The 21,775-nt window shown below is 62.5% G+C and carries 14 protein-coding genes; 13 read left to right on the forward strand and 1 reads right to left on the reverse strand.

All coding sequences use genetic code 11. The features are described from left to right. Positions 1 to 75: 75 nt before the first annotated feature. The 6 genes from QQF40_RS12600 (at position 76) to glmS (ending at position 8,756) form a co-directional block, all read left to right on the forward strand. The gene (locus QQF40_RS12600; RefSeq protein WP_285461532.1) at positions 76 to 1,605 is read left to right on the forward strand and encodes a polysaccharide pyruvyl transferase family protein; all 1,530 of its coding nucleotides are present in this window, start codon (positions 76 to 78) and stop codon (positions 1,603 to 1,605) included. Between the two features lies 1 nt (position 1,606). Continuing rightward, the gene (locus tag QQF40_RS12605; protein ID WP_175089474.1) at positions 1,607 to 2,881 is read left to right on the forward strand and encodes a glycosyltransferase; all 1,275 of its coding nucleotides are present in this window, start codon (positions 1,607 to 1,609) and stop codon (positions 2,879 to 2,881) included. Next, positions 2,874 to 3,629, forward strand: coding sequence for a glycosyltransferase family 2 protein (locus tag QQF40_RS12610; protein ID WP_175089476.1), 756 nt, complete (start codon positions 2,874 to 2,876; stop codon positions 3,627 to 3,629). Before QQF40_RS12605 ends, QQF40_RS12610 begins: the two co-directional genes overlap by 8 nt. Further along, a complete protein-coding gene (locus QQF40_RS12615) occupies positions 3,613 to 4,563 on the forward strand; it encodes a glycosyltransferase family A protein (RefSeq protein ID WP_175089478.1) in 951 nt (316 codons plus the stop codon). Before QQF40_RS12610 ends, QQF40_RS12615 begins: the two co-directional genes overlap by 17 nt. A gap of 691 nt (positions 4,564 to 5,254) precedes the next feature. Beyond that, positions 5,255 to 6,601 (forward strand): UDP-glucose dehydrogenase family protein, encoded by a 1,347-nt coding sequence (locus tag QQF40_RS12620; protein ID WP_285461533.1) that lies wholly within the window; start codon positions 5,255 to 5,257, stop codon positions 6,599 to 6,601. A gap of 208 nt (positions 6,602 to 6,809) precedes the next feature. Continuing rightward, positions 6,810 to 8,756, forward strand: coding sequence for a glutamine--fructose-6-phosphate transaminase (isomerizing) (glmS, locus tag QQF40_RS12625; RefSeq protein WP_176677433.1), 1,947 nt, complete (start codon positions 6,810 to 6,812; stop codon positions 8,754 to 8,756). Positions 8,757 to 9,128: 372 nt separating this feature from the next. Here the strand turns inward: glmS and QQF40_RS12630 are convergent, their stop codons facing one another. Beyond that, positions 9,129 to 9,890 (reverse strand): TSUP family transporter, encoded by a 762-nt coding sequence (locus QQF40_RS12630; protein WP_285461534.1) that lies wholly within the window; start codon positions 9,888 to 9,890, stop codon positions 9,129 to 9,131. A gap of 689 nt (positions 9,891 to 10,579) precedes the next feature. Here QQF40_RS12630 and QQF40_RS12635 point away from each other — a divergent pair. The 7 genes from QQF40_RS12635 (at position 10,580) to QQF40_RS12665 (ending at position 21,773) form a co-directional block, all read left to right on the forward strand. Further along, positions 10,580 to 11,632, forward strand: a complete 1,053-nt coding sequence (locus tag QQF40_RS12635) for a glycosyltransferase family 2 protein (RefSeq protein ID WP_285461535.1) — start codon at positions 10,580 to 10,582, stop codon at positions 11,630 to 11,632. Next, positions 11,629 to 12,810, forward strand: a complete 1,182-nt coding sequence (locus QQF40_RS12640) for a glycosyltransferase family 4 protein (protein WP_175089488.1) — start codon at positions 11,629 to 11,631, stop codon at positions 12,808 to 12,810. Before QQF40_RS12635 ends, QQF40_RS12640 begins: the two co-directional genes overlap by 4 nt. A gap of 119 nt (positions 12,811 to 12,929) precedes the next feature. Continuing rightward, entirely contained in the window at positions 12,930 to 14,039 is a 1,110-nt protein-coding gene (locus QQF40_RS12645; protein ID WP_285461582.1) for a glycosyltransferase family 4 protein, read from the forward strand. Positions 14,040 to 15,657: 1,618 nt separating this feature from the next. After that, on the forward strand, positions 15,658 to 16,776 hold the full coding sequence (locus QQF40_RS12650) for a polysaccharide export protein (protein WP_285461536.1): 1,119 nt from the start codon (positions 15,658 to 15,660) through the stop codon (positions 16,774 to 16,776). A 90-nt stretch (positions 16,777 to 16,866) separates the two neighbouring features. Beyond that, entirely contained in the window at positions 16,867 to 19,086 is a 2,220-nt protein-coding gene (locus QQF40_RS12655; RefSeq protein WP_175089494.1) for a polysaccharide biosynthesis tyrosine autokinase, read from the forward strand. Positions 19,087 to 19,141: 55 nt separating this feature from the next. Then, positions 19,142 to 20,452, forward strand: coding sequence for an exopolysaccharide biosynthesis polyprenyl glycosylphosphotransferase (locus tag QQF40_RS12660; protein ID WP_285461537.1), 1,311 nt, complete (start codon positions 19,142 to 19,144; stop codon positions 20,450 to 20,452). A gap of 178 nt (positions 20,453 to 20,630) precedes the next feature. Further along, on the forward strand, positions 20,631 to 21,773 hold the full coding sequence (locus QQF40_RS12665) for a DegT/DnrJ/EryC1/StrS family aminotransferase (protein ID WP_285461538.1): 1,143 nt from the start codon (positions 20,631 to 20,633) through the stop codon (positions 21,771 to 21,773). Positions 21,774 to 21,775 lie beyond the last annotated feature (2 nt).

The raw sequence follows: 21,775 nt of genomic DNA on the forward strand, positions 1-21,775 counted from the left end.
TGCCGGGCATTCAGACACAGCCCTCAGGCATCGCGCGTTCCGAATCGCGACATTACGGACAGAAGGACGAACAGCATGGCCAAGATATGCATGACGCACGGATGGCATGACGACAACAAGGGCGACTCCGCCATCCTGATGGGCACCATCGATTTTCTCGATCAGTTGATCGATGCCGAACAGGGTCGCAGCGATGTGTCCGGCGCTGGTGTGGCCAAGGCCGAAGGCCACCGCATCGACATCCTGCCCATCGATGATCAGGTGTTCGCCACCGAGCGCGGACCCTTCCGTCATATCCGTCGCCGCTACCGTGAACGCGTCACCGTCGGCCAGCCGCTGATGCCGCCGATGCGTGACAAGCTGCGCTTCGTGACCTCGCTGCTCGGCCTGGGCGCCAAGATGATGTTCGGCAAGCAGGGCAAGAGTGGCAACGACATCATCGACGCCGCAGACCTGGTGGTCGTCAAGGGCGGTCATATCTTCCACAACGGCAGCTTCAAGAAGACGCTGTCCTCGTGGCTGGCGCTGATCGGCTATCTCGCGCCGGTGATGCTGGCCCGCAAGGCCGGCAAGCGCGTGCTTCTGCTGGGTCACTCCTTCGGCCCGTTCAAGACCCCGGCGCAGGAACGCTTCTTCCTGCGCACCCTGAGCGATTGCCTGGTGGTCTCGCGTGAGGAAATCACCCACGCCATGACCCAGAAGGCCGACCCGAAACTGCCGCATGCGCTGCTGGGCACCGACATGGCCTTCGCCATGGCCCCGCGTGCCAGCGACGAGCATGCCGCGGTGAAGGCGCCGAATGGCGTGGCCTCGCCGTACGCCGTGATCACCCTGCGCGACTGGTGGGGCCTGGATCAGCAAGCCTTCGCCGAGCGTGTCGAGGTGCTGTCGCGCTCACTGCTGGAATCCCGCGAACGTCTGGGCATCGAGCGCCTGCTGGTGGTCCCGCACGTGCTGGGCCCGACCGATATCGAGAATGACCAGCGCATCTCCCGGCTGGTGTTCGATCATCTGCAGAAGGCACTGGCCACGGCGGGCGGTGAAGACCTCGCCAAGCGCATCGAGCTGGTGCAGGGCGACCCGAGCCCGGATGCGCTGGTCGATCTCTACCGCGATGCCCGGTTCCTGGTCGGTACCCGCTTCCACTCGGTCATCTTCGCGCTGATGTCCGGCACGCCGGTCTACGCGCTGTCCTACTGCGGACCCAAGGCGCCGGGGATCATGCGTGACTTCGGGCTCGGCGACAGCGTGCAGGACATCGAGAACTTCGATCCGGCACGCATCGTGGCCGATATCGAACAGCTGGTCGCCGACACGGCCTTCCCGGCGCTGGCCGAGCGTGTCATCGCCGAGAAGCTGGCGATCACCGCCGACATCACGCGTGACTTCCTGCGTCGTGCCCCGGGGCGTGCCGGCGTCTGGGGACAGCGTGAATTGAAGCTCAATGACGCTGCCTTCCCGGCCCCGGTGGCACCCGAACCAGCCACTGCCGAGGCGGCCACTGCCATGGCGGCGGATGCGCCTGCCGGTGACGACAGCGCAACTGCCGACAACAACAGCGCGACTGCCGCTCACGACAGCGAGCCTGTCGTGCGAGGAGCCTGATATGGCACATGTCGCTCTGTTGATTCAGGACATCAGCGCCTGTGGTGGCGTCGAGAAGGTGATGCATGGTCTGGCGCGGGACCTGAGCGCCAGCCACCGGGTCACGCTGGTCTCGGTGCGCGAAGGCGAGCCCTACTGGGGACGTATGGAGGGTGTCGAATATCGCACCCTGGGACTGCCGGCCACCGGCACGCGCCAGAACTTCCGCCATTGGGTGACGCACCTGCGTCGCCTGATGCTGGAGGAGCGGATCGAGGTGATGATCAGCGGCTATTTCGCCTTCCATCTGGCGGCGCAGCTGGCGGCACGCGGTACCGGTGGTGTCGATGGCGAGGGGCGTCCGCGTCCACGCACGCGCATCATCGCCCAGGAGCACAGCGCCTATCACCACGACCGCCGTGCCAAGCGCATCGTCAAGCAACTGGCCTATCGCCATCTCGACGTACTGCAGGTGCTCAATGAGGTCGATGCCGAATGCTGGCGTCGCCGTGGCCTCACGCCGACGGTGATTCCCAATTATCTGGATGACCAGCGGGCAGACGAAGCACGCAGCGGCTGCGAGCATCAGGTCGATGTGGTGATGGTCGGGCGTCTGGCGCCGATCAAGCGCCTCGATCTGGCGATTCGTGCCTTCGCGAATTCCGGGTACCGTCGCGGTCGCCTGGTGGTGGTCGGTGACGGCCCTGAGCGTGAACGTCTGCTGGCGCTGTGCAACGAGCTTGGCCTGCGCGTCTTCCAGGGTGCCAACGACAGCACGGTGCCTGCCGGCACGCAGGTGCTGTTCACCGGCGCGCTCAGGGATGTCTCGCATGAGCTGCGGCGTGCACGCCTGCTGCTGCTGACCTCGGAGCGCGAATGCCTGCCGATGAACGTGATCGAGGCCAAGCGTGAGGGGCTGCCGTGCCTGTCGCGTCCGGTGCGTTCCGGCCCGCTGGCGCTGATCGAACATGGCCGCGACGGGGTGCTCAGCGCGGAATCGGATGGCAGCGAGGACGCCGCCATCATCACTGAGCTGGCCCACGAGCTTGCGCGTCTCGAGTTCGATGATGAGCTTCTGCTGCGCCTCTCGAATGGTGCCTGGCAGAGCTTTGACCGCTACAGCGCGCACGCGGTGTTGCCGCAATATCAGCGTCTGATCTCGCGTCTCGCGCCGCCGACGCCCGGCGATGCGGCGACGACCGAGCAGACGCGCCAGGGCTCGTCCGCGCAGTCGCGCCCAGACACACATTCGCGTCGCGTTCAGCGACAGCCGCTTGAGGAGAAGGCCCATGGCTGATGTCTCCGTCATCATGCCCAACTACGGCTATGACCGCCGCCTGCACGCTGCCGTCGACTCGGTACTGGCCCAGAGCGAGCCGGTACGCGAGATCCTGATCAGCGACGATGCCTCGCCGGATGGTGCCGCCAGTCGTCTGCGTGACGACTTCGCGGCGCTGGAGACCGCTGGCGTCGAGATCCGCGTGCTGGAAACCGACACCAACGGCGGCCCGGGCCGGGCACGCAACCGTGCCATCGCCGAGGCCAAGGGTCGCTACATCGCCTTTCTGGACGCCGACGATGCCTGGCTGCCCGAGAAGATCGAACGTCAGATCGCCTTCATGCAGGACACCGGCGCCGGGCTTTCCTACACCGGCTACGAGATGGTCGATGAGCAGGGCGAGCATGTCTCGTACTTCGCGCCGCCCGAGCGCCTGACGCGCGATGACATGCTGCGCTCCAACTCCATCGGCTGCCTGACTGCCATCTATGATGCCGGTCGTTATGGGCGTTTCTACATGCCGACGATCCGCAAGCGTCAGGACCTGGCGCTGTGGCTGATCATCATCGGTCAGCTGGGCCCGGCGCAGGGCATGCCGGAACCGCTGGCGCGCTACACGCGTCGCGAGAGCAGCGTGTCGTCCAACAAGTTCAAGGCCGCCGCCTATCAGTGGCGTCTGTATCGTGAGGTGCTGGGGATGGATGTGATCAGCGCCAGTCGCAATTTTGTCCATTACGCGGTGAACGGTTATGCAAAACATCGTTGAACAGGATGTCGCGGCGTCCGCGACATCTTCCACCGAGTCCACGGCGGCTTCCCGCCACGCCGATACTGGTGCGCAGCCTACTCACGACTCGCGCCCGCGCGTGCTGGTCGGAGCACGCCAGGTAGATGGCAGTACGCGTCGCCAGGTGCCGGAGCTGACCTTCCTGATCTCGACGCTGGATGACGGCCTCTATCGCGTGCCGCGTCATGATGCGCTGCCCGGGGCGCGCTTTTTGATCGTGCATCAGCTGTCTGACTCCGCGAGCCGCGAGCAATACCGCGAGTACGCGCTGGCCAATTTCGATAGCCGTTTCGAGTACCTGGCGATCGATGGGCGGGGACTGTCCAGGAGCCGCAACACGGCGCTGGCCGCCTGTGCCACGCGCTACGCCTATGTGCTGGATGACGACATCGAGCTGCACCCCCAGGCCGTCGCGCTGGTGATGGAAGCCTTCACCTGCACCGAAGCGGCCGCGATCAGCTTCCCCCACGTCAAGGCCTTCCCGCTGCATGAGCGGGACCCGGATCGGCCCGCGCCGCCGGTGTCCTTCAAGACCCACAGCCTGATGTCACTGGCGCGCGTGCGCTCGGTCGACATGGCGCTGGACCTCTGCCAGTTCCATGCACGCTTCGATGAGCAGTTCGGCCTGGGCACCGATCAGCCCTCCGGCGAGGAGTTCATCGTACTGAGCGATGCGCGTCGTCAGGGCGCGCGTCTGATGCGTGCCAATCTGGGCATCGTCGCCCATGCGGGGGTCACCTCCGGCAGCGACTTCTACAGCACGCCAGCCAAGGCGCGCACCAAGGGGCGCATGTTTGCCCGCGCCACCGGCAGTCGTTTCTCGCCCTTGTCATTGGCCTTTTTCCTGCGCAAGGCGCCGGTCGCCATGAAGCATGGTCACCTGGCGACCTTCGCGAAGCATTACTTTCGCTGATGGCTGCCGTGCCGCTGACGGCTCTTGTTGGCTGATGGCTCTCATTGGCTGTTGGCTCTGATTTGATGACGGCTCTAGCGCGAAGGAATGGCCCCCCATGAGGTGGCCATTGCCGCCCGGGTAGTCAATTGATCAAGCGGCATATCAGGGAAGTTGCGACAGGCAGAATCAGAAAGATAAGTCACAAGTTATATAGGGTCATGTTTTGGATAATATTGCGCCAGACAGGATGACTTTTCACGAAGTTGCTTTATAACAGAGCCACACTTCGGGCAGCGATGATTGCCCGTCACTGACTCAAGCGGCGCGTCTTTTCCCTGCGAGCTACCTGCAGCAGTCTACCTGAAATCACCTGCGAGCCTCCTGGCCCGTGGGTTGGGTAACCTCGCGCCGCTGTCACGAAACATCGCGGTTCAATGGGGATGAATCCTCATGCACAGGACATTGTCGGCGTTTCTTTTTCGGCCAATGAAGGCGGGGAATTCCGCCTTAGAAGATATCTCTTGAGAGAGATCCTAGGCAGTCTCAAGGGAGTCTAGAGGGACAAGGACTTTACGGCGTAATGCCCTGGAATCCGCCTCGATTGCCGCTGGAAGGCCGTCAGATGTGCACAGGATTCAGCCGCCATTGCCTCGTTTCACTTTGAGTATCACGACACGATCTGGCGACAAGGCCAGCAAGGATGACATCAATGAAGATCACGATTTTTGGAAGCGGTTATGTCGGTCTGGTCACGGGTACCTGCCTGGCCGACGTCGGCCACGACGTAGTGTGCATGGATGTAGACGCCGCCAAGATCGAGGGTCTCAAGCAGGGCGAGATTCCCATCTATGAGCCGGGCCTGGAAGGCATGTTGCTGCGCAACGTGGAAGCCGGTCGCCTGAGCTTCACCACCGACGCGCGTGAAGCCGTCGAGCATGGCGTGCTGCAGTTCATCGCCGTGGGCACGCCGCCGGATGAAGACGGCAGCGCCGACCTCAAGTACGTGCTGTCCGTCGCCACCACCATCGGCGAACACATGAATGACTACAAGGTCATCATCGACAAGTCCACCGTGCCGGTGGGCACGGCGGACCGCGTCAAGGCGCGGGTCAAGGACGTACTCAAGGACCGTGGTGCAAGCGTCGATTTCGATGTCTGCTCCAACCCGGAATTCCTCAAGGAAGGCGCGGCGCTGGACGACTTCACGCGTGGCGCGCGTATCGTGGTCGGTACCGATTCCGAAGCGGTGCGAGAGCGCATGCGCGAATGCTACGCCCCCTACAACCGCAACCATGAAAAGCTGATGTTCATGGATGTGCGCGCCGCCGAGCTGACCAAGTACGCCGCCAACGCCATGCTGGCCACCAAGATCAGCTTCATGAACGAGATCTCCAACTTGGCCGAGCGCCTGGGCGCGGACATCGAGGAAGTGCGTCGCGGCATCGGCAGTGACCCGCGTATCGGCTACCACTTCATCTATCCCGGTTGTGGCTATGGTGGCTCCTGCTTCCCGAAGGATGTCCAGGCGCTGGCACGTACTGCCAGCCAGATCGGCTATGACGCCGAGCTGCTGACCGCGGTCGAGTCGGTCAACAAGCGCCAGAAGGTCACGCTGTTCGACAAGCTGTCGCGGGCCTTCGATGGCGACCTCAAGGGCAAGACCATCGCCGTCTGGGGGCTGGCCTTCAAGCCCAACACCGATGACATGCGCGACGCGCCGAGCCGCACGCTGATGGAAGCGCTGTGGGCCGCTGGCGCCACCGTGCAGGCCTATGACCCGGAAGCCATGAAGGAATGCCGCCGCATCTACGGCGAGCGCGACGACCTGGTGCTGGTCGCGGACCGTCAGCAGGCGGTCAAGGGTGCCGATACGCTGGTGGTGTGCACCGAGTGGAAGGAATTCCGCACCCTGGATGGCGAGTGGCTGAAGTCCCAGCTCGGCTTCCCGGTGGTGGTCGATGGCCGCAACCTGTTCGAGCCCGCCGCCATGAAGGCCGCTGGCCTGATGTACTACGCGGTCGGTCGCGGTGACACCCTGCTGCTGAATCAAGCTTGAGCTTGCGGCCTGCCATCACAGCCCAGGCGTCATTGCTCAAACGTCAGTGCTCAAGCATCAATGCTCAGCCATCAAGGCTCAAGCAGGCATTGAACGTCGCTGAAAGATTCAGCACGCGTACCTGATCTGCGTACGCACTCCCTGAAAGACATCCATTCAGTCGTGCCATCCTCCTTCATGAGGGTGGCACGCAGTAGAGGAATTTCTCATGTGTGGCATCGTTGCCGGTCTGGCTCAGCGTGATATCAGCAAGATTCTGATCGAGGGGCTGCATCGCCTCGAATACCGCGGGTATGACTCCGCCGGCGTGGCGGTCATCGACCCTGCCGGTGAACTGCGTCGTGCGCGTGCCGTGGGCAAGGTGCGTGCGCTGGAAGACGAGCTGCGTGAGGCGCCGTTGTCCGGCGCCATCGGCGTGGCGCACACCCGCTGGGCGACCCACGGGCGTCCTGCCCAGCACAATGCGCACCCGCATCTCTCCAGTGAGCGGGTCGCTGTCGTGCATAACGGCATCATCGAGAACCACGAAGCGCTGCGCGGCGAGCTGGAAGGCGCCGGTTATGTCTTCACTTCCGAGACCGACACCGAGGTGGTCGCGCACCTGGTCGATCGCGAACTGTGCAGCGGTCTGGCACTGCCGGAAGCCGTCAATGCGGTTACCGCGCGTCTCGATGGCGCCTTCGCGCTGGCGGTGATGGAGCAGCGCAACCCCGAACTGCTGGTCGGCGCCCGTCAGGGCAGCCCGCTGGTGGTCGGCGTGGGGATCGATGAGCACTTCATCGCCTCCGATCCGCTGGCGCTGCTGCCGGTGACCGATCGCTTCATCTATCTCGATGAAGGCGACATGGTCGCCATCACGCCGGCGGGTATCCAGGTGCTGGAACGTACCGGCGACCGCGATGAGCTGACTCCGGTCACGCGTGAAGTGGTGCGTTACGAACACAGCGTCGAAGCTGCCGGCAAAGGTGAATATCGCCACTTCATGATGAAGGAGATCATGGAGCAGCCGCGTGTACTGTCGCGCACGCTGGCGGAGCGACTGGACCCGCAGGGCGTGCGTCTGGAGGCCTTCGATGTCTCGCGTCATTCCTTCCTCGCCGCCAGCGCTGGCAACGAGGGCGGCAAGCAGGGCGTGGATGTGGCGCGCCTGACACAGCTGTTCGCCGATGTGCGCCAGGTACAGATCATCGCCTGTGGCACCAGCTATCACGCCGGCATGGTGGCGCGTTACTGGCTGGAGGAGGTTGCGGGCATTCCGGCGCAAGTCGAGGTGGCCTCGGAATTCCGTTATCGCGAGCGCGTCGCGGCACCGGGGACGCTCTTCCTGACTCTGTCCCAGTCCGGCGAGACCGCCGACACGCTGGCGGCGCTGCGCGACATCCAGAAGCTCAACCGTGAAGGCCCGCAGGCCGGTCACTATCTGGCAAGCCTTGCCATCTGCAACGTGGCGGGCAGCTCGCTGGTGCGTGAATCCGACCTGTCATTGCTGACTCACGCCGGGCCGGAAATCGGGGTCGCCTCCACCAAGGCCTTCACCACCCAGCTGGTGGCCTTGATGTTGACCACCCTGGCGCTGCGTCAGGCCAAGGGCGATGGTCAGACGGATGATCTGCTGAGCCGTCAGCTGCTGATGCGCCTCAAGGACCTGCCGCACGTGATCGAGCAATCCCTGGCGCTGGATGGGGAGATCGCGCAGCTGGCCGAGAAGTTCATGCATCGTCACCACACCCTGTTCCTCGGGCGTGGCAGCCAGTATCCCATCGCCATGGAAGGGGCGCTCAAGCTCAAGGAAATCTCCTACATTCATGCCGAAGCCTACGCGGCAGGTGAGCTCAAGCACGGCCCGCTGGCATTGATCGACGAAGATATGCCGGTGGTGGCAGTGGCACCGATGGATGACCTGATGGAGAAGCTTAAGTCCAACCTGCAGGAAGTTCGTGCGCGTGGCGGCCAGCTGTTCGTGTTCGCTGATCCGGAAGTCAGCCTAAAGGCTGGCGAAGGCGTTCACGTCGTCACCGTGCCGGGCGTCTGCCGCTTCCTCGCACCGATCGTCTACGCGGTGCCGCTGCAGCTGCTCTCTTACCACGTGGCCGTGCTCAAGGGTACTGACGTCGACCAGCCTCGCAACCTCGCCAAGAGTGTCACGGTGGAATGATCGTCTGGGGAATCACTCCATGAGATGACGTGGCATGTAAAGAAAAGGGACCGCCTGTTGGCGGTCCCTTTTTTGTGTCGGTTGCTTGTTACGGCAGCCAGCGTGTCAGTAGTCGCCGCCACCATGGCGCCGGTGTTTTCCTGCAAGGCGTCTCTGCGTCAGGAGCCGGACGAGGGCTTGCCAAGCAGAAGCGATCACCGCTTGAGAGTGTGACCCAGTGCGAGCCTCCTGCGTTGACATCCCCGGCCTCGATTGCCAGACGCCGCTTTCTACCTGCTTCGCTCAGCTCTTCCAGTGTGCCGGGGGCCAGCTCGATGAAGCCTTCATCTTCTGCTGAATCTGTCGTGTCGTGTGCTGACGGGTTGCGATGCATCAGATCAAGCCCTTGAGTATCAGGTTGCCACTGGCGATCAGAAGGATGGCGTAGGCGACCTGGCGAAGGTGATTGTCATTGAGAGGGGGGGGGTAGCGGCGAGCCAGCTCGGTGAAGCCGATCACGACGAAGACGCCAGCCGCACCAATCATCAATAGCTCGCTGAGGTGCTCACCTGCACGCCCGGGGGAGACAATGGCGAGTCCCATGCGCATCAATCCGCCAATCAGAAACACACCGAACAGAGTGCAACGAATCGCGACCAGCGTCATCGGTTGCCGATAGAGCATCACGACCAGGGGCGGGCCATTGGCAGCAAATAGCCCACCCATCAAGCCCGATAGTCCCCCTGCAAAATGAAAGTGCCAACGCGGTGACAGCGTGCTACGTGGGCTGGGCTGTGCCAGTAGCGCCACGCAGGCGATCAGGATGACGATTCCCAGCAACATGCCAAGCAAGGGTGTGTGTGCTTCACCGAGCCAACTGGCGAGAAAGTAGCCGACGGGCAGCAGGGGCAAACTGGTCAATAACAGGCGCCTCGCCAGTGTGAGGTCGATCTCGCGCCAGCGGCCGCGCAGTGCCATGAAGTTGTTGAACAGACTGAGCAGGGCGCACAGCAGGGCGGCACTCTCGATGGGCAGCACATCGAGGGTCGCCAGCAGGCCCATCACGATCAATCCGAAGGCGAAACCGGTCAGGGTCTGGATATAGCTGGCGAGTGCCAGGCTCATCATGATGGCGACAAGTTGCCAAGGCTCCATGAAGTCTCCGTGGGCAAGGGGGATAGAACAGAAAGGGCAGGGCGGCGTTGGCTCCGTCATGCATGACGCCTGGCGCTGGCAGGCAAGAGAGCTTGAGAGCGGGGCGCCGTACGCGTACGGGGAGGCCGACCAATGCCTGCCATCATAGCCTGCATCGCGCTCTGGCAGTATGACACTCGCGTAAAACGCTCACGTTGATGTGCGTCACATAAGGCCGCGGGCATGACGGTCTTGGTCGTGCTGGCTCAATTGGCTCAGTTGGCGGGGCGTATTTCAGTAGTCACTGATTCTCAGTATCTGGCATGAGTTACCGGAGGATTGACGCATAAACGCTCATGATTTCGGCTTTTGACGACAGCGCAGCTTGTTTGGGCTGGGGGGGATTATTAGTCTGTGGTCAACGGTGGGGCAGGAAGTGTCGCCATTTGCTGCCACTTCCTGCCACTTCCTTTCTTCAGAGTGGTCATCCCTTGAGAGATCACCCCTCACGGTCACGTCGCTTACCTGTTCATCTTCAGTGCAGGATCAACTCCTGTCGGGTGATCGGGACTCGAGCACTGGAATCCAGGAAATTGCGAATACAAGTCAGTCGCGAGAACTGACCCACTCTTCAGTGCAGTGTGTGCCCTGCTTAGGGGCGCTGGTCGGCTGTGCTGGTCAATGACAGTGAACAATAAAGAAGGCAGGGCATGGAACGCTATACAGGGAAGTCGCCTTACTTTTCCATCGTGACGCCAAATCATGATTCAGGGGATGGTCTTGCGCGCTGTATCAACAGCTTGCGTGACAACCAGGCATCCTATGAACACATCATCATTGATGATTGCTCGACGGATGATGGATTCCTGTGGGCTGAGCGGCAGGCGCAGCAGCAAATCGAGCAGCAATCCTCAGTACCCACGCCAACCGGAGAGGCGCCTGACATCCACGGGCGGCTGGTCCTGCGCCGCAACTCCCGCAACATGGGGCCGGGTGGCACGCGCAATCATGGTCTGAGCCTGGTCAGCGGCCGCTATGTGCTGTTCTGTGACGCCGATGATCATTTCGCGCCCGGCGCGCTGGATATTCTGCAGGCGCGCATCGAGGCGTTCGACTCGCCCGAGGCGGTGGTCTTCCGCTACTGCCTGCAGGGCCCCAAGGGCGATCACGACAGCCTGGCATTCTGCCAGCAGGCCGAGGAGCGCCCGCTGGACCGGGCCTTCCGTGACTTCATGCATGACACCATCGTTTCATCCCCTTGGGGCAAGGCGATCCGCGCCGATCTGGCCTGTTCGCTGAGCTTTCCTGATCTGCCCGTGTCGCAGGATGGTCTCTACAACCTGGATCTGTTCGGACGCGCAGAGCGCGTACTGTATCTGCCCGAGGTGCTGTATTACTTCGACAAGCGCAATGACGGCTCTCTGACGCGCAAGCCGTTCAGCAACCAGGAGCTGGACAAGTTCCACCGCAGCTGGCGGGTCTTCGCGGAGCATTATCGTGAGCATTTCGCCGCGAAGCACGGCATGGCCCTGCTGGAAATCCGCGGCCTGCGGTTCGTCGGCGTCAGCTTCATCATGCGCCAGGCGATCAACAAGACGGCGGATGATTCGCGGGTGCGCAAGGTTGTGCTCGACCAGGTGCGACAAGCGTCCTGGTCATCTCTGCGCCAGCTCTCGCTGAAGGAGCAGGCGCTGTTGGTGAGCTATGCAGTGAGCCCGGCATTGTCCCGGCAACTTGTTCGTCGGAGTCAATACGCCTCATGAGTACTCGCAAGCATGTCCTGTTCTATACCGGTGCTCAATCACGTACCGGTGGCACCGAGCGTGCCTGTGCCGATACCGCCAACATGCTGGCCGCCAGTGGCGATTATCAGGTCGAGATTCTCAGCGAATATGGCCCGGCGGAGAGCCCCTATCCGCTGCATGACGACATCGTGCACGAATCACTCTATCCCGAGCGCTCACACCTTGGGGCCGTGCGCGGCCTGTGGCTGTTCCTGCGTCTTTTGTGGGTGGTGCTGCGCAAGCGCCCGGATGTAGTGGTGGTGGTCGAAAGCATCGGCTTTTTGCCCTTCCTGCTGCCGACGCTGCTCTGTCGCCGCACGCGCTACCTGTGCTGGGAACACTTCAACGCCACCTCGGATCTCGGCGTTGCCCGCCGTGATACGGCGCGGCGGCTGGCGGCGCATCGTGCCGATCGCATCGTGGTGCTGTCGCATGAAGATCGCCAGTACTGGGAGCGTCTGCATCCGGCCGCGCGCGAGCGCCTCAGTGTGGTGCCCAATCTCAACCCGCTTGAGCATGTCGTCGTCGAGCGTCAAGCGCTTCAGAATCGTGGCGGCTGTGCTGAGCAAGTGGCGGAGTCACGCGGTGGCAAGTCGCCCAAGGTGGCGGTGGCCGTCGGCCGCCTCGAGCCGCAGAAGGGCTTCGATCTGCTGCTTGAGGCCTGGGCGGCGTTGCCGGAGGCGACCCGCGATGGCTGGGTCTTGCGCATCGTCGGCGAGGGCGCACAGCGTGACGCTTTGGCGGCGCAGGCCGAGCGCCTGAAGATCACCCATCAGCTGCAGATGCCGGGCCAATGCCGGGACATCCGGCGCGAATACGCCGCGGCGGACCTGTTCGTGCTCTCGTCGCGCTTCGAGGGCTTTGGTCTGGTGCTGGTCGAGGCGCTGAGCTGTGGTGTGCCCTGTGTCAGCTTCGCGTGTCCGGCCGGGCCGGGCGAGATCATCAAGCATGGCGTCAATGGCTATCTGGTCGCGCAGGGCGACGTGGAGGCCATGACCCGACAGCTTGACGAAGTGCTGGGGGATGAGGCGGTGCTCGACAGGTTGCGCGCCAATGTGGATTACGGCCTGGAGCGCTTCTCGCGCAATACCGTCGAGGCCAGCTGGCGCACGATGCTTGAGGGACTGGAAGCCCCGGCGCTGTTGAAGGTGATCTGATCAGCATGGCGACCGCCTGGATGACGGTGGTAGGCAAGACAGCTAGTGGACAGACAAGTGAGGGCAGCCGCCCTCACTTTTTTCATGAACGACAGCAGGAGGCTATCGCCGTGAGAATCATGCATGTCATCTCGACTCCCGCCTCTGGCGGCGCCGAGGTCTACGTCAAGGACCTGAGTCTGGCGATGGTGGCCGCTGGCCACAGTGTGCATATCACCTTTCTTGAAACCGCCGCGGAATGTGGCCGTGACCTCGAATACGAGCATCGCTTTCTGAGCCAGCTGAGTGCTGGCAATGTCAGCTACTCGTTTCTGGGTATCGAGACACGCCGCCGCCCGTGGCGAGGCGCGACGAGGCTGCGCAGGGAAGTGACGCGCTTCGCGCCGGACGTGGTGCACTGCCACCTGTATTACGCGCTGATGTTCGCCTTTGGATTGCCGCGTCAGTTGCCGGTGATGATGACGGTGCACAGCATCGAGCTGGGCGCGCCGGCCTGGATGTTCCGGCTGTTTGATCGTCGCGTGACGGCCTACGTCGGTATCTGTCGCGCCTGCACCGACAAGCTGGCGCCGATTGCGGCGCGTCCGGTGGTGCAGATCGACAACGCCGTCTCCGGGGCGCGTCTCAAGGCCAGTGGCTGGCGCGAGGCGAATCAGCAGGCCCCGGTGCAGCTGGTAGCGATCGGACGTCTGACCGATGCCAAGCAATACCCCCTGATGCTGGAAAGCTGCGCCAGACTCAAGGCGCAGGGCCTGGCGTTCACGCTCAGGATTGCCGGTGAGGGGCCGCACAAGGCACAGCTGATGGCGCAGATCGAGGCGCTCGGGCTCACTGATGAGGTCAGCTTGCTGGGCAATATCCCGGATGTGGCGGGACTCCTGGCCAGCGCCGATGCTTTCGTCATGTCATCTGCCTGGGAAGGCCTGCCGATCTCGCTGCTGGAGGCGACGCTCAGTGGCCTGCCGGTACTGGTCACCGATGTCGGCGGCTGTGCCGAGGTGGTGCATCGGGTCGGCAACGGCCTGGTGGTCGACCAGCACACGCCTGAGCGCTACGCCGAGGCGTTGGGACGACTGGTGGGGGACGCTGAATTGCGGCGTGCCTTCGCCCGCAACGCGCGCCGTTACGGGGCCAGTTATCACATCGATACCGCGCTGAGTGGGCATCTGGCGCTGTATGGCAGTCACCAACCGGCGCAGGACACCTCGGGGCTGGAGATGACGCCCTGAGTGTCCACAGCGGACACCGAAGTGACGGAAAGGCATGTTCAGGAAAGCCGACCACGTTGCGTCGCTCATGATCGCTGTTGGAAAGGCCAGGGGGTGTCGCTGACACTCCCTGGCCTTTTTGTCCTTGGGGCGTGTCTAGGCGTGGTCGAGGCATCTGCGCAGTATCTGCTAAACGTTTGCGGGGCATATCCAGGAATCTGCGCAGCGTATGTGGGGCTTGTGCAAAGTGCGGTTGGGATTTCTCATTCTGCAAAGATGAGTCAGATGATGGGTTGTTGCTGAATTAACGTAGTTTGATTTCGCAATATGCATTAGATGAGCTAAGGGTAATCTGTCGTCTGTCAGGTACCTGACTGCCAATGATGAGGATTAGGGGAAGCAGCTTAAAGTTACCACCGCCAGTACAATCGTCTCGACGACATGACAAATCCTTGCTGTTGAAGTCAATTGATTTATTATCAGCCCTGTTGAAGAGGGGACAGTAATGTCGCTTATTGGCGAATCAAATGTCGTCGGTAAAGCGCCAGGTGCTCTTCGTTGCGACGTGCGTCATGTGCAGATCTGTCGAGGTCTTCGGACATGGCCAAGGGAGGCAGACAGCATGCGCCCATGCGCAAGAGTCGAGCGACACAAGGGTGCTACAAGAGCAGGCCGGGCTTCGCAGATGGGCGGTCAGGCGGGTAGAGGCATCGCTCCAGTGTGCGACTTCGGGTACGGCGAAATGCCTCATGAGAAGGCATCGAGACCCGGGAGTGAGTCTGGAGTCGGGGTCATTGCCGCCGAGTGGTCAGTCAGACCCGAGCTTGCCACAAGACGTACAGGATAGTGCGTCAGCTCAGGCAGATAATGTCAGTAACTTATTGTATTGAATGGATTTGATGTGCTGGGCGTGATTGGCGAAGCCGCAGGTGCCATGCGCGCCAGCGGCGTGTCCCTTGCCTCAAGGGCATTGGGCGATCGTCTCATTCGAGGTCGCGCGTTACCTGCCAGGTCGGGCAGATGGCGCAGGCGCATCCGGGCGATCGAGCGTTGCACTTCAATCATCGCACCTCTCCATGGAATGCATGCGGGCATGAATTCTCATCCCGTTCTGACGCTGCCGTGCCAGCTGACTCGCCAACGAGATCGACAGATCTCGCCTGCGTGAAGGGGCTGCACGAACCTTCCGTCGACAGTCGCTCCTGACAGGTTCAAGCAACGAGTCGCTTGAGAAGAAATGTCAATAAAAGTGCAAGAAAGAAGTAATCAGTGATGTTTGCGCGATCAATCTTATAAGTATCGGTTAATCAAATGAGTCATGTTGTCTTGATTGATGAGAAAGTCGATCAATGCAATATGTCTCGTGTGTTAGATGACTGGTAGTGAATTACTAAAATACTAATAAACGTTCCATTTCGGAGTTCGGTCATGGGCATGTGTCATGGACACATGCCTGACGTGTGTCCGCGGATATCGCAGGGGTATCGAAGGGCAGGCGTGACCACTCCATGACAGATGACATGTACGCCAACAGGGCGCCGCTATCGGCAGCAGGGGAGAACGCCAGTTCCTCGGGGCGGTAGCGTGCCGAAACAGCGCCTGGCGGTAGCGGTCAGGATCACAGGGGAAGAGACAGGATATGGATATACCGGTCAGAACGACGCTCCGGGCGTTCTCATTTGCCGCCGTGGTATTGGCGATGAGCGGGTGTGCCTTCGCACCCGGTGGGCATATGGATTATGAAGCCGAGGTCGCGCCGCTGACCGACCAGGTGGAAGTCACGCCGATCACCCCCGGGCTGATCTCCAACTATCGCGCACGCCCCGCCCAGACCGCTCCCGCGCCGCCAGAGCTGGTCGATGACATCAAGCAGTACGTCTACCGCGTGGGCGGCGGCGACATTCTGGCCATCAACTTGAGCACGCCGCTGGACCTGGCGCAGGAAAGCGGTGTGCAGCGTCAGACGGTCGAGGCACTGACCTACATCGTCCAGCCGGATGGCACGCTGTTCTACCCCTATGTCGGGCGTATCAACATTCGCGACATGACGGTGGATGAGGTGCGCGCCGCGCTGGTCGCGGGGCTGTCCCGTTACATTACCGAGCCGCAGGTCAATGTCTCGGTGGCGCAATTCCGCTCCAAGCGCGTCTATCTGAGTGGCGCCGTGACCGAACCCGGCTTCGTGCCGGTCACGGATGTTCCGCTGACCCTGATCGATGCCATCAGTGCCAGCGGCGGAGTCACCGCACTGGCCAACACCCACGACATCACGCTGACGCGCGACGGCCAGCAGGAGCACCTGAGTCTCTATCAGCTGCTGCAGCAGGGCGACATGCGTCAGAACCGTCTGCTCAAGGACGGTGACGTGATCAATGTGCCGGTGGCGGAAGACCAGAATGTCTTCGTGCTCGGTCAGGTGCTCAAGCCCGGCAACATGCCGGTGGGCAATGAACGTCTGAGTCTCACCGATGCGCTGTCGCGAGCCGGTGGGGTCGATGAGGATCGCGCCAATCCGTCAGGCATCTTCGTGGTGCGTGAAAATTCGCCGGAGTCCGACAAGCTGGCCACGGTCTTCATTCTCGATATCTCGGATGCGACCTCGTTGATGCTGGGCGCGCGCTTCCCGCTGCAACCGCGTGATGTGGTCTACGTGACCGCCGCGCCGGTCAGCCGATGGAACCGTGTGCTGAGCCAGCTGCTGCCATCCGTGACCAGCACCGGGGCCTTCGTCTCGGTCATCGATGACATCGAGGATTGAGGTCATGTCCCACTCCCGCATGGCAGGTCGCGTCGCGACCTGCCGTATCACCTGCCTGCCGGGCCTGAATCGCTTACTCAAGGCGGCGTCATGAATCAGTACACCTCTCCCATGCCATCCTCTTCTGCACAGCCTGGCAAGGACACCACGCGCCGACTCGATTTCAGCACCATCCTCGCCTTGCTCTGGCATCGACGCTGGTGGCTGATCGGCAGCACGCTGCTGTTCACTCTCCTGGGCATCTATCTCGTCGGCAGTCAGCAACGCATCTACCTGGCCGATTCCCTGATCCAGATCGAGGACAAGGGCGGCAGCGCCAGCCTGCTGGGGCCGCTGGCCGGTCAGGCGACCGGCAGCGATGAGAGCAGCACCAGCGATGAGCTGGAAATTCTCGCCTCACGACTGGTACTGGGGCAGGCCGTGGAGCGTGAGCGCCTCAATATCGTGGTCTCTCCGGTGCGCTACCCGGTCATCGGCGACTGGCTCTCCAATCGCCACCTGCGCCTGCCGGCAAGCCTCGGCGGGCAGGATTACGCCTGGGGCGATGACACCCTCAAGGTCACCACGCTCGAGCTGAGTGGCCCGTGGCAACAGCAGACGCTGACGCTCGAGGCCCTGGGCGATGAGCGCTACCGCCTGCGGGATGCCGAGGGGCAGGCGATCGTCGATGGCAAGGTGGGCGAGAACGCGCTGGCGGAGGGCATCAAGGTCTTCGTGCGTGAGTTGTCAGCCGAGCCGGGGGCACGCTTCACGCTGACCAGCATCTCGGACCTGAGCGCCATCAACTCGCTCAAGTCGCGCTTCACCGCCGTGCGCAATGGCACCGACACCGGGGTGGTCACGCTGAGCCTGTCCGGCAGTGACCAGACCGCCATCGTCAACACCCTGGACACCATCACCAATGTCTTCCTGCAGCAGAACATCGAGCGGGAATCCGCCGAGGCGGACAATCAGCTCGGCTTTCTGGGCGACCAGATCCCGACGCTGCGTGGCCAGCTCGATGAGGCCGAATCGGCACTCAACGACTATCGCCGCCGTCGCGACTCGGTCGATCTGACCGCCGAGAGTCAGCAGGTGATGGAGAATCTCGTCGGACTGGACAATCAGCTGACCGAGATCAAGCTGCGCCTGGCCGAGCTGTCCCGTGCCTATACCAGCGAGCACCCGGCCTATCGGGCGCTGGTGGCACGTCGTGATTCGCTCAATCAGGAGAAGGCGCGCGTGCAGAAGCAGGCCGAGCAGCTGCCGGCCGCCCAGCGCGAGGCACTCAATCTGAATCGCAACGTCACCGTCAGCCAGGAAATCTATGTCGCGCTGCTCAACAAGCGTGAGGAAGTGCGTCTCAAGAAGGCCGGCACCGTCGGCAACGTGCGCATCCTGGACCCGGCGGTGCTGCAGCCAGTGCCCATCTCGCCGAAGACGTCCCTGATGCTGGCCGTGTTCTGCATGATCGGCCTGATGCTGGGCACGCTGGCCGCGCTGCTGCGGCATGCGATGCGCAAGGGCATCGACACTGCCGAGCAGATCGAGGCGCTGGACCTGCCCGTCTATGCCACGGTGCCGCTCTCCCCGCAGCAGCACAACATGATGCGCCGCGTGCGTCTCAAGGGCGAGAAGGGCGGTCGCGAGATCTATCAGGGGGTGCTGGCCACCTCCCAGCCGTCGGACATCAGTATCGAGGCCCTGCGCAGCCTGCGCACCAGCCTGCACTTCGCGCTGCTCGACAATCGCCGCAAGTCGGTGATGTTCACCGGGCCGAGCCCGGGCATCGGCAAGAGCTTCGTCAGTCTCAATCTGGCGGCGGTGAGCGCCGAGGCCGGCCAGCGCGTGCTGCTGATCGATGCCGACATGCGTCGTGGTCACCTGCATCACGCCTTCCAGCGTACCTCCGAGCAGGGCGGTCTGTCGGATGTGCTCAGCGGTGCCAGTCCGCTGGACAGCGTGCTGTATCACTCGCGCATCGACAATCTTGATTTCCTGGGCCGTGGCGTCGCGCCGCCCAACCCGTCGGAGCTGCTGATGCAGCCCAATTTCGCCGAGCTGCTGGAACAACTCGGTGAGCGTTACGACCTGATCATCATCGACACGCCGCCGGTACTGGCCGTGACCGAAGCGCTGATCATCGGTCGTCACGTCGGCGCCAGTCTGATGGTGGCGCGCTTTGGCATGAACCAGGTACGCGAACTCGAGCATGCGCGCAAGAAGCTCGAGAACAACGGCATTCACGTCAAGGGCGCCATCCTGAATGCCATCGAACCGCAAGCTGGCGACAAGCATGGCTACGGCTATTACAACTACAGCTACGCCTGACATCGTCTCGCTTGGCAGCTCTCATGACGCTTGAATCACGGAGGAGGTAAGCACGATGAGCGGTATACCCTTGTCGATGGAGCACCAGCGGCGTTACTCGCATCACTACGAGCGCTTGCTGGCCAGCAAGCGATTGCAGCTGATCTTCGGGATGCTGGTGGTGGTCATCGCGCCGGCACTGTACCAGGCAGGGTTGAACCAGCTGGTGCAGGGCGACACCCACTGGTGGCTGACCAGCGATGATCAGTGGCATGCCCTGCTGGGCACCGGCGTGGCGTACACCCTGTCGGTGACGGCTGTCAACCGCCTGTCCCGCCTGCCGGGCACGCGCTCCTACCTCTATGTTGTGCCGGCGATCGTCATCTCCTATCTGACCTTGATGATGGTGCTGGGCGTGCTGGGACTTGAGTATTCGCGTCACCAGGTCGGCCTGTCCTTCCTGCTCGCGGTGAGCCTGTGCACGGCCTACTACTACATCGACACCCGACTGCGCCGGATGCGCTTCGCGGTGGTGCCCTACGGCAAGGCACCGGGTCTGTGCACTCGCCCGGGCGTCGAGTGGCTGTCGTTGCGCGGGCCGGACCTGGTCGGTCTGCCGCGTATCGACGGCGTGGTGGCGGACCTGCGCGGTGAGCTGCCCAGCGAGTGGGAGAGCTTCCTGGCCGACTGCACCATCCACCGTATCCCGGTCTATCACGCGACCCATGCCCACGAGATGATCACCGGTCGCGTGCTGCTGGATCACCTCTACGCCAACGAGTTCGGCTCGCTGACGCCGCGGGAAGACTATGAGGTCATCAAGCGCTGGATGGACTTCACCGTCGCCGCCCTCATGCTGCCGCTGCTGGCGCCCGTCATGTTGCTGACGGCGCTGGCGATCCGCCTCGACAGCCCCGGGCCGGTGATCTTCCGCCAGCCGCGCATGGGCTTTCACTGCCGCCCCTTCACCGTCTACAAGTTCCGCAGCATGTACGACGGCATGAAGGGCGCGGGCTTCACCCAGGAAGGCAGTGACCCACGCATCACGCGAGTCGGGCGCTTCATCCGCAAGTGTCGTCTCGATGAGCTGCCCCAGCTGTTCAATGTGCTCAAGGGCGACATGAGCCTGATCGGCCCGCGCCCCGAGTCGATGAATCTGGCCGACTGGTATCGCAAGGACGTGCCGTTCTTCCACTACCGCCATGTCGTGCGCCCGGGCATCACCGGCTGGGCGCAGGTCGAGCAGGGTTACGCCGCTGAAGTGGAAGGCATGATCCGCAAGCTGGAATACGACTTCTTCTACATCAAGCATTTTTCCTTCTGGCTCGATCTGCTGGTGGTGATCCGCACCATCAAGATCGTGATCAGCGGCAACGGCTCGCGCTGAGCGGGTCTTCACTATCTGTAGATGTCTGTAGACGAGCGTATGCGCAGGCGAGTGCGCGGTTTTGCTTTGAAACGTGTCGCGAGTCGCTGCCAGAGGGACTCGGCAGCGACTCGCTGCACCGGGCACTCGTCTGCTGTCAGAGCCAACCTTCATCTGATGTACGAAAGGAGTCGATATCATGATCACGGTGACGCGTCCCTACTTCCCGGAGCGGGAGAATTTCGACCGCTATGTGGATTCCATCTTCGAGGGGCGCTGGTTGACCAACCACGGCCCGCTCGAGCAGGAGCTCACTCGCCGTCTGGAAACCTATCTGGGTGTCGAGAACCTGCTGCTGGTCAGCAATGGCACCCTGGCGCTGCAGATCGCCTATCGCGCGCTGGGCATCGCCCAGATGCCGGGCCAGTACGAATCGGCGGAGGTCATCACCACGCCCTTCACCTTCATCGCCACCGCCAGCAGCCTGAAGTGGGAGGGCATGCAGCCGGTGTTCACGGATATCGACCCCGACACCCTGTGTCTGGACCCGGCGCGCATCGAGTCGGCCATCACGCCACGCACCCGTGCCATCGTGCCGGTGCACGTGTTCGGCAATGCCTGTGATGTCGAGGCCATCGATGCGCTGGGCGCGGCGCATGATCTGAAGGTCATCTATGACGGTGCTCACGCCTTCGGCGTGACCTATCGCGGCAACAGCCTGCTGTCACATGGCGATGCCAGCACCCTGAGCTTCCACGCCACCAAGCTGTTCCACAGCATCGAAGGCGGCGCGATCATCTTCAAGCGCAAGGAAGATCTGGAGCGTGCCCGCAAATTGATCAACTTCGGCATCACCGGCCCGGAGTGCATCGAGGAGCTGGGCATCAACGCCAAGATGAACGAGTTCCAGGCGGCGATGGGGCTGTGCGTGCTGGATGAGATCGAAGGCAATCTGGAGAGCCGGGCGCTTGTCTGGCATGCCTATGCCCAGGCGCTGCGCGGCAATGTCCAGCTGCAGACCCGCCAGACCGGCGCCAGCCTGAATTACGCCTACTTCCCGATCATCCTCGAAAGCGAAAGCATGCTCCTCGAGGTCATGCAGCGCCTGCAGCAGGAAGGCTATCTGGCTCGACGTTACTTCTGCCCGTCACTGGAATCGCTGTCCTTCCTCGGGCGGCCCGCCGCCGAATTGCAGGACGAGGATGTCATCACCCCGCAGATCGTGCATTCCACCGATATCGCCAGTCGTATCCTGTGTCTGCCGCTCTACTCGGGCCTTGAGGTCAGCGAGATCCTCGGGGCGGTGCGCATCATCGTCAATCGCCACGTCAAGGCCGCCTGATC

It is taken from the genome of Cobetia sp. LC6, assembly GCF_030264805.1.
Classification (GTDB): Bacteria; Pseudomonadota; Gammaproteobacteria; order Pseudomonadales; family Halomonadaceae; genus Cobetia.

Excerpts from the sequence above, each read along its gene's own strand:
- QQF40_RS12600 (WP_285461532.1), top strand. The coding sequence starts at position 76 with ATGGCCAAGATATGCATGACGCACGGATGGCATGACGACAACAAGGGC.
- QQF40_RS12605 (WP_175089474.1), top strand. The coding sequence starts at position 1,607 with ATGGCACATGTCGCTCTGTTGATTCAGGACATCAGCGCCTGTGGTGGC.
- QQF40_RS12610 (WP_175089476.1), top strand. The coding sequence starts at position 2,874 with ATGGCTGATGTCTCCGTCATCATGCCCAACTACGGCTATGACCGCCGC.
- QQF40_RS12615 (WP_175089478.1), top strand. The coding sequence starts at position 3,613 with ATGCAAAACATCGTTGAACAGGATGTCGCGGCGTCCGCGACATCTTCC.
- QQF40_RS12620 (WP_285461533.1), top strand. The coding sequence starts at position 5,255 with ATGAAGATCACGATTTTTGGAAGCGGTTATGTCGGTCTGGTCACGGGT.
- glmS (WP_176677433.1), top strand. The coding sequence starts at position 6,810 with ATGTGTGGCATCGTTGCCGGTCTGGCTCAGCGTGATATCAGCAAGATT.
- QQF40_RS12630 (WP_285461534.1), bottom strand. The coding sequence starts at position 9,890 with ATGGAGCCTTGGCAACTTGTCGCCATCATGATGAGCCTGGCACTCGCC.
- QQF40_RS12635 (WP_285461535.1), top strand. The coding sequence starts at position 10,580 with ATGGAACGCTATACAGGGAAGTCGCCTTACTTTTCCATCGTGACGCCA.
- QQF40_RS12640 (WP_175089488.1), top strand. The coding sequence starts at position 11,629 with ATGAGTACTCGCAAGCATGTCCTGTTCTATACCGGTGCTCAATCACGT.
- QQF40_RS12645 (WP_285461582.1), top strand. The coding sequence starts at position 12,930 with ATGCATGTCATCTCGACTCCCGCCTCTGGCGGCGCCGAGGTCTACGTC.
- QQF40_RS12650 (WP_285461536.1), top strand. The coding sequence starts at position 15,658 with ATGGATATACCGGTCAGAACGACGCTCCGGGCGTTCTCATTTGCCGCC.
- QQF40_RS12655 (WP_175089494.1), top strand. The coding sequence starts at position 16,867 with ATGAATCAGTACACCTCTCCCATGCCATCCTCTTCTGCACAGCCTGGC.
- QQF40_RS12660 (WP_285461537.1), top strand. The coding sequence starts at position 19,142 with ATGAGCGGTATACCCTTGTCGATGGAGCACCAGCGGCGTTACTCGCAT.
- QQF40_RS12665 (WP_285461538.1), top strand. The coding sequence starts at position 20,631 with ATGATCACGGTGACGCGTCCCTACTTCCCGGAGCGGGAGAATTTCGAC.